This window comes from Bradyrhizobium sp. Crot121 (genome assembly GCF_059512385.1).
This window is the reverse complement of sequence record NZ_JCAMOR010000157.1, coordinates 1-6,846: the sequence shown is the minus strand read 5'-3', so window position 1 is coordinate 6,846 and position 6,846 is coordinate 1. Positions and strand designations below refer to the sequence as shown.

Annotated in this window: 11 protein-coding genes and 3 pseudogenes; 9 read left to right on the top strand and 5 right to left on the bottom strand. The window is 57.4% G+C overall.

The window, feature by feature from the left end; all coding sequences use genetic code 11:
- Positions 1-119 precede the first annotated feature (119 nt).
- A complete protein-coding gene (locus AC5ZGW_RS44900; protein WP_130231060.1) occupies positions 120-407 on the bottom strand; it encodes a hypothetical protein in 288 nt (95 codons plus the stop codon).
- A gap of 136 nt (positions 408-543) precedes the next feature.
- Here AC5ZGW_RS44900 and AC5ZGW_RS44895 point away from each other — a divergent pair.
- The 3 genes and pseudogenes from AC5ZGW_RS44895 to AC5ZGW_RS44885 form a co-directional block, all read left to right on the top strand.
- Positions 544-786 (top strand): annotated as a pseudogene (locus tag AC5ZGW_RS44895) (SOS response-associated peptidase); the annotation flags it as partial.
- Positions 783-917 (top strand): hypothetical protein, encoded by a 135-nt coding sequence (locus AC5ZGW_RS44890; RefSeq protein ID WP_283813346.1) that lies wholly within the window; start codon positions 783-785, stop codon positions 915-917. The pseudogene AC5ZGW_RS44895 and the gene AC5ZGW_RS44890, both read left to right, overlap by 4 nt.
- A 301-nt stretch (positions 918-1,218) precedes the next feature.
- Positions 1,219-1,431, top strand: a complete 213-nt coding sequence (locus AC5ZGW_RS44885) for a DUF6894 family protein (RefSeq protein ID WP_130231064.1) — start codon at positions 1,219-1,221, stop codon at positions 1,429-1,431.
- A gap of 312 nt (positions 1,432-1,743) precedes the next feature.
- Here AC5ZGW_RS44885 and AC5ZGW_RS44880 read toward each other — a convergent pair whose 3' ends face one another.
- From AC5ZGW_RS44880 to AC5ZGW_RS44865, 4 genes and pseudogenes are all read right to left on the bottom strand, one after another.
- Entirely contained in the window at positions 1,744-1,980 is a 237-nt protein-coding gene (locus AC5ZGW_RS44880; RefSeq protein WP_130231058.1) for a hypothetical protein, read from the bottom strand.
- 284 nt (positions 1,981-2,264) lie between these two features.
- Complete coding sequence (locus AC5ZGW_RS44875; RefSeq protein WP_130231056.1) at positions 2,265-2,558, bottom strand: hypothetical protein; 294 nt, start codon at positions 2,556-2,558, stop codon at positions 2,265-2,267.
- Between the two features lie 61 nt (positions 2,559-2,619).
- Entirely contained in the window at positions 2,620-2,910 is a 291-nt protein-coding gene (rpsU, locus tag AC5ZGW_RS44870; protein ID WP_130231054.1) for a 30S ribosomal protein S21, read from the bottom strand.
- Positions 2,911-3,098: 188 nt separating this feature from the next.
- Positions 3,099-3,308 (bottom strand): annotated as a pseudogene (locus tag AC5ZGW_RS44865) (cold-shock protein).
- 217 nt (positions 3,309-3,525) lie between these two features.
- Here AC5ZGW_RS44865 and AC5ZGW_RS44860 point away from each other — a divergent pair.
- From AC5ZGW_RS44860 to ligD, 6 genes and pseudogenes are all read left to right on the top strand, one after another.
- Entirely contained in the window at positions 3,526-3,765 is a 240-nt protein-coding gene (locus AC5ZGW_RS44860; RefSeq protein WP_130231052.1) for a hypothetical protein, read from the top strand.
- A gap of 34 nt (positions 3,766-3,799) precedes the next feature.
- Positions 3,800-4,168: pseudogene (locus tag AC5ZGW_RS44855) on the top strand (SOS response-associated peptidase family protein); the annotation flags it as partial.
- A complete protein-coding gene (locus AC5ZGW_RS44850; protein WP_130231051.1) occupies positions 4,165-4,428 on the top strand; it encodes a hypothetical protein in 264 nt (87 codons plus the stop codon). The pseudogene AC5ZGW_RS44855 and the gene AC5ZGW_RS44850, both read left to right, overlap by 4 nt.
- 106 nt (positions 4,429-4,534) lie before the next feature.
- On the top strand, positions 4,535-5,005 hold the full coding sequence (locus tag AC5ZGW_RS44845) for a hypothetical protein (RefSeq protein WP_130231049.1): 471 nt from the start codon (positions 4,535-4,537) through the stop codon (positions 5,003-5,005).
- Between the two features lie 182 nt (positions 5,006-5,187).
- Entirely contained in the window at positions 5,188-5,412 is a 225-nt protein-coding gene (locus AC5ZGW_RS44840; RefSeq protein ID WP_130231047.1) for a hypothetical protein, read from the top strand.
- 544 nt (positions 5,413-5,956) lie between these two features.
- Positions 5,957-6,846: non-homologous end-joining DNA ligase (ligD, locus tag AC5ZGW_RS44835; RefSeq protein ID WP_496114130.1), on the top strand; the 890-nt coding region annotated here is incomplete at its 3' end.

The window sequence follows — 6,846 nt, the reverse complement described above, 5'->3', positions numbered from 1 at the left end:
AGGCTTCCTCCTAAAAGAAAGCCTTGAATCACGTTCCGTCTGATTTGAGAATCCCAAGAGTCCACACAGCCTAGCCCACGTTGGACGCGGCCCCGCTGGGGCCGCAATATCCACCCGTCCTAGCCAGACGGGAAATCACGGCCGCTTGACTCAGGTGGCTCCCGTCTTCGGAAGGGATCGGCGACCTCATCATGTCCGCTGCGACTGCTGAAGAACATCAGAGCCATCAGTCCGCAACCGATCGAGAGGGAAAAGAATGTTCCCAGGCCGAGCGCGATCCAGCCGTGCTTGTCCATGACGGCCTCACCGCTCTCATTCCATACTGAGACGGCCCAAACGACTGTGAGGATCAAGATACCGAATAGGACAGCCAAGAGAGTTATCTGGCCCATGCCGAGGCGTTTCATGGTCGCACCTCTTAGTCAGCTCATGAGCCTGAACAGACGGTAGTAGGCCGCGGTTCCAAAGCTTGTTCACGGCTTTTTCTCTATCCTATAATGTGCCATGGCCCCGAAACACCAGCCATGCCGCCATCCGGCGGTCACCAAGTCAAAGCCGATCCCGGGCCCTCATCTAGTCTATGGATTCCTGACCACCGCGCCGAACGCTGTCGTAGAACCGATCCATGACAAGGCCATGCCGGTCATCCTCACGACGGACGAGGAACGCGACGTCTGGCTCGGCGCGCGATGGGATGAGGCCAAGGCTCTCCAGCGGCCCTTGCCAGACGACGCCCTGAAGATCGTCATGCGTGGCCCCGACAAGGAAGACAAACTCGCAGCATGAAATACATCGAACCCGGCCCCTACGCCGACCCGGAGAAAGCCGCGCGCCGCTTCGCAATCGATCGAGGCTGGATGCATGAGAGCGGCACCTACGCGAGGCTGACGGCCGCCGGCAGCCAAGTCCGCGTCTGAGCCGAGCGCGGGTGATTGTGCGAGCCTCAGCCATTCTTCGGAAAGCCGCAGCAGTTGCTGCTTGTCTATCGGACAACCGTCTGCGCAGCTTGTTGGCGGTATTGCTCGGCTCGCGTGCGACAAATTTCTGCATGATCAGCCATAACCGACACACCGATCTGTGCGCTCGCTCCCTCGCGCCAATGGGCCCTGCGTAGAAGCCCAAATTCCCCACTCGTTTAACGTTCCTAATAGCAAAGCGGCTTAGGAACGGTTGCGGAAGCTCGTCGTTTTGCCGTCGGAATGTCGTGGTTTGCGGTCAATGCCTCGTTACTTTTTTCATATCGAAGGACAGTTCCCGTTTCGCGACGAAACCGGAACGGAGCTTCGAGACAATCGCGCTGCTTGGCGGGAAGCTCTGTCGCTCACCCGCGACATCGAAAGTTCGCTGCAGCCGGGGGAGAGCTGGAGCCTAGATGTCAAGGCTGGCGACCGCGTGCTTTACCGGATCAGGATCACGAGCGAAGAAGGATGAACATCGAGTGCGACCGGCTCTGCCGCCTCAGCCACTTAGTAGGCGAGCGCCAGGAACGAGCGGACCAGCACCGCGTGGGACGTCCGTCAGGCCAGCAGCGCTTGGATGTTCTACGCCTAAGGCGGGACGTCGACCAACGTCCCGATCAAGCGCAAGAGGGCCTGGTGCTCAGGTCCTTTGACGTCGCTGCGCAAGAACTCGCCTACCTCGATATGTGACAATCGACCACCGGAAGGCGCATTCGGCTGATGGATTATGAACGCATTTCCATTTGTAGGCTCGCGTCCGAGGAACCACGTGTCTCCGTTCGGACTACGATACAATTCTCTTCTTTCTGACATGGTCAGCACTTTCGCTCTGTGCAGCTTTAGCTGTTGCTGCCGCTTCGCGAGCCAGTCGCTCCGACCTCAACCGCTCTCGGTTTGCATGAAACGCCTTTTGATTGCGTTCATACTCGGACATCGCGACCTTGGCATCCGCTTCCCTAAAGGCCTTTTGAGCCTCTCGCCGGGCCGCGGTCGGCTTCTTCGATTCGTGGGTATAAGTCATTTCTGCCTCCTCCAAGGCCCCTAAGTAGCTCTCGGCGCCGGACTCGCGGAGCGGGTTGCCAGGAGCGATCACGACCGACTCCTGGCGGTCCTGACGGTTCCAATTTCAGCTTCCCTCGCGATTTTGCTGAACGCCCTGACAGCCTGATATATCGAAGTAGGATCGTGAATTAGCGCCAGAACGCTTGTAGCCTCTACGACAGCGGTTCACTTAGGTTATTTTGGAAAGGATCCGCGGCTTCATCCAACCAAGGCGCGCCACGTCCTTCGCCCGTCGAGGTCGTCTCAGTGCCGAACTTCTTTCAAGCGGACAACAACGCCCGTCGGTTCGGGCCGATGTGTCCTCAATGTCGTAAAGTCCGCATCAGTCCAATCCGCGAGACTTATTACCTCTCCTTCCTCAGCTTCCATCCCAGGAATTTCGAGCAGTTCCAACACGTGCAGTCCCCTGGCATCAAGAAAGAAAGTGTGCTGCCCAAACATTTCGCGGAATTGTGCGACTGCCGGATGATCCTCAGCAAGCACTTGCGCTTGAAACTGCGAGAGCGTTCTCGTTATCTGGGCTTCATTCAACTTCATGATCCGTTCCTGATCTTCAGCCCCTGAAGCGCCCCTTCGTAGGTTCCTCCGTCGTCGTCGTTCAGACCTCGTTAGTTGGCTGCGCTGTGGTGGCGGGCAGCGTTTGCATACGCTTGCTCACGACCCTTTCCCTTTTGGGTGGCACGACGATGAGCCCCTCGCGGATGGCCTGCTTCCGAGCCAGCTTACGGGCGCGGCGGATGGCATCTGATTTCTCTCTGGTCTTTTTTTCCGAGGGCTTCTCATAGGAGCGACGGCGCTTCATTTCCCTGAACACGCCCTCGCGCTGCATTTTCTTCTTGAGAACTCGAAGCGCCTGGTCGACGTTGTTTTCGCGAACAATTACTTGCAAAGTTGCTGCTCCTTCCGAGTTATGGGCACCAGATCAGCTATAGTGCTGCAGCCGCGAACCGTGGCGACGACGCGGCCGATGATCCCAGATTGAAGGAACGGATTGCCCTTCGCGTGCAACAGCCCGCTCAATCCCGAGATCGAGCGGGCCGCGTCATTCCAGTACATCCGTGGAATGACGGAAAACTTTTATGCGAGGGACAGATTGTCTGCGCTGTCTTTACCGCTCTTCCGGTCGGTCCTGACCTCGTAGTTCACCCGCTGGCGCTCGGCGAGTCCACCAAGGCTCGCTCGCTCGACCGCGCTGATATGAACGAACACGTCCTTACCGCCATCGTTGGGGTGGATGAATCCGAACCCCTTCTGGTCATTGAATCACTTAACCGTACCCGTCGCCATGATAACTCTCCAAAGCGCCGCATCTCGCGTGAACACACACGAGCTCCGAATTCAATCCGACGATGTCTTTTGAAAAGGGCCGCCTAGACCATTCAACAAGGCACAACGGCTAATCGAACTTCCTGAAGCTATATAGCTCCCCTGGGAATACAAGGGGAAATGCGAGAGAATTTGCCATGGCATGCTACTATTGAGTTTGTCACTAAGAGGATGAGAGTTGCCGACAGCTCGCGAATTTATCGAGTTCTGGATCGAGAATAGCGTTCACGCCGCTGAGCAGTACGGGACGCCCGGCGCCTCGCAAGACGTGGCCGAGTTAACGCGGTGCTGCGTCGAAATGGCCAAGAGCGAGGGGATCACGGAAAAGGCCATGCGTGATGAGGTCGGCGACTTGGCTGAATATATCCGAGGCCGATTGAAGGCAGCGAACAAGTCCGAGTCGGATCGTCGGAAATAAACCTACTGGGCTGGAACGGAACCGCTTGGCTGCCGTCCCCTCCAACAGCTTCGCCGAGTACGCGCCTGAACCGAACCCGGTGACCAACAAAAAGGACGTCGTGTGGTTTGCCCTGAACGAGGACCGGCCGCTTACGTCCTTTGCCGGAATCTGGACCGAGTTCAAGGGCGACCGCGGCACCAAGTCGAAGCCGGTCCCCGGCCCTCACCTCGTATATGGTTTCCTGACCACCGAGCCAAACGCCGTCGTGGAGCCGATCCATGACCTGACGACGGACGAGGAGCGCGACGTCTGGCTGCGCGCGCCGTGGGATGAGGCCAAGGCCCTTCAGCGGCCACTCCCTGACGACGCCCTGAAGATCGTAATGCGCGGCCCAGACAAAGAAGATAAACTCGCAGCATGAAATACATCGAGGACCGACCCTACGCCGATCCGGAGAAGGCCGCCCGCCGCATCATGGAGCTCGCGCACGAAGTCGTGCCGGTGCAAGATGGGCGCATTCACGTCGAGAAAATCAACTATCCGTTCGTCTTCCAAGACGGTGGCTCGCCGGTCGAGTACGGGGCTGGACGAGCGCTCGCGATCGAGCGCGGCTGGCTCTGGATGCACGAAAGCGGCACCTACGTGAAGATCACTCCGGAAGGCGCCAAGCTGTTTGCTTGACTAGCATCAATTCATCATTCGCTGATGTGGCTGGCCGGTGACATGGCCACCGACGTGCTTCACCGCGCATTGAGGAACGAAGCAGTCGCAAGAGCGTACTTCTGGGATGGGCGAAGATTCCGCAAGCGGGGTGATAAATCTCGTAACATCGGAAAACTTCGTGGGAGACCATCTATGGGCTGAGAAACCGCTCACGGTAGACCCAGGCAATATTCCAGAAGTGCTTTGCATAGGAAAAATCAATCTGGCGTCGGGGCCTGGGACGCTCATGACACTCACATTTACACACGTTCGCCCAAAGGCAGGTCCGCTACTCGATTCGGATCGGATTGAACATGAAAGCGTCGTGCGTGCTCGCATTGTTATGACGCTGGACAATTTGATTGCATTGCGAGATTTATTGAACAGTTCGATCCGGCAAACGCCAACTCCTTCCGCCAGCAGCGGGGCCGCCAAGGTCCATCAGCGGCGCGCTCGGTATGCTGCCATGCGAAGCGGCGACGATTTCAGCGTCGGCAACGAATTTTCGAAGCGAAAGCAAATCCGACATCTTTTGTGCGAGCACATCGGTATCTGACGCGAGTAGCTCGCAAAGCTCTTTGGCACTGCGTGTTGAAGCGCGCATACCAGCCGCCCTCCTGAAAAGGAAGTAACCTGATATGACCGGGAAAGTTCGGTAATAAACACATTGAACCTTTATATTTTTAATATATAATTTAATTTCACATTAAATGTCGGTCAGTAATAAAGGAGAAGGCGATGAAGGGCGGTTTTGGCATAGCCGCCGCGATTTTGGCCCTCACTCTGACGACGATCACCCTGCCTGCGCAAGCCTGCAATGACAGGGGAAATTGCGAGAACGCGCCCGGTCAGAACAAAAACGTCAGCGGAGCCCCCGGGCCAATCGCTGGTGCAGGTCTTCCGATCCTTGCCATTGGCTACGGCGTCTACTGGCTGATCAGACGCCGCAGGAATCAGAGCTGACATTTTCCCTTGATACCAAGACATGCTCAAATAGGAGGGAACGTCGGTCTCTCCGCACGCAAGATCACTGCGAGAGCAGGCACGTCGGCATGTCTTGACGATCGATATTGCGTGAAAGCTTGGCTAGTCGCCATCAAAACCGCGGCAAAGACAACCACCAAGGCAAGTTGAAGCATATCTTCCATCGTCATCGCGCCCGGCACTCCTTGCTCCTCAGTTCCGCTATCTTTCGCCCTCGCTCCCATAGCTCGATGTCGTGGCCATCCACCATCTGCTCGGCGTGCTCTTTCGCCGCGTTATCGTCAGGAGCCAAGAATTCGTATCGGTCCATAATGCGTCCGTCCCGACCTAGAACGAAAATGCGATACTCCTGCATGGCATCTCTCTGAGGTAGGTCCAACCGGCATCAGGAAAACTCGGCAATACCAAAAAAGGTTTCCAAGTTCCGGAGTCGGAACAGCGGCAAAACACCTGGACCACTCTGGGCCGGAACGAATCAAGTTGCGCCACTTTGAATCGGCCTTCGTCGCGTGGAGTCATCCGAGTGGCGTTTCAGCGTAAGAAGCCGGCCGCGATCGGCACCAAGGGCCCTACCCCCGGCTTCATCGAGCCGGCGTTGGCGACCCAGGTCGATCGGGTGCCTTCCGGGACGCGCTGGGTTCACGAGATCAAGTTCGATGGCTATCGCGTCCAGCTTCACCTTGCGAACGACGACATCAAGGTATTCACGCGGCGCGGAAACGACTGGACCAAGCGCTTTAAGAAGATTGCCGCCGACGCTTACGTGATCAATGCGGCATCCGCGATCGTCGACGGCGAGGTTGTCGTCCCGTCTCCGGACGGCACCACCGATTTTTCAGTCCTGCAGAATGAGTTGAAGGGCAAGTCCACCAAGATCGTGATGGTGGCCTTCGATCTGCTCTATCTGAACGGCTACGATCTTCGGAAGCTGCCCCTGAACGAACGTAAGGCGCATCTCAGAAAGCTGATCGAGGAGACCCCCATCCAATTCAGCGAAAGCTTCGACCTCAACGGACGCGAGATGTACGAGCACGCCTGCAAGGTCGGACTTGAGGGCGTGGTTTCGAAAGTGCGCAGTAGCCGCTATGCGTCAGGCCAAGCCGCCGAGTGGTTGAAGGTGACTTGCCGCCAGCGTGAGACGCTGACAATCGCTGGGTTCGCCTTGGACGAAGGCAAATGGGACGGGATCTATCTCGGTCGGCGCAAGGGCGACGAGTTGTTCTATGCGGGCAAGGTCGACCACGGCTTCGACAAGGCATCGGCCGCGGACTTGCAGAAGCGCCTGACGCCGCTGATTAGGAAGACCCAGCCCTACAGCAGGCGCATTGCGCACAAAGGCATCTGGGTCGAGCCGAAGCTGCTCGCCGAGATCGAGTATCGCGCCAAGTCGGCGGAGGGCAAGGTGCGGCATCC

What these genes read in the sequence shown, in the direction of transcription:
- AC5ZGW_RS44845 (WP_130231049.1), top strand. Translation starts at nt 4,535, where the DNA reads ATGGGCGAAGATTCCGCAAGCGGGGTGATAAATCTCGTAACATCGGAA.
- AC5ZGW_RS44890 (WP_283813346.1), top strand. Translation starts at nt 783, where the DNA reads ATGAAATACATCGAACCCGGCCCCTACGCCGACCCGGAGAAAGCCGCG.
- AC5ZGW_RS44850 (WP_130231051.1), top strand. Translation starts at nt 4,165, where the DNA reads ATGAAATACATCGAGGACCGACCCTACGCCGATCCGGAGAAGGCCGCC.
- AC5ZGW_RS44875 (WP_130231056.1), bottom strand. Translation starts at nt 2,558, where the DNA reads ATGAAGTTGAATGAAGCCCAGATAACGAGAACGCTCTCGCAGTTTCAA.
- AC5ZGW_RS44840 (WP_130231047.1), top strand. Translation starts at nt 5,188, where the DNA reads ATGAAGGGCGGTTTTGGCATAGCCGCCGCGATTTTGGCCCTCACTCTG.
- AC5ZGW_RS44900 (WP_130231060.1), bottom strand. Translation starts at nt 407, where the DNA reads ATGAAACGCCTCGGCATGGGCCAGATAACTCTCTTGGCTGTCCTATTC.
- AC5ZGW_RS44880 (WP_130231058.1), bottom strand. Translation starts at nt 1,980, where the DNA reads ATGACTTATACCCACGAATCGAAGAAGCCGACCGCGGCCCGGCGAGAG.
- AC5ZGW_RS44885 (WP_130231064.1), top strand. Translation starts at nt 1,219, where the DNA reads ATGCCTCGTTACTTTTTTCATATCGAAGGACAGTTCCCGTTTCGCGAC.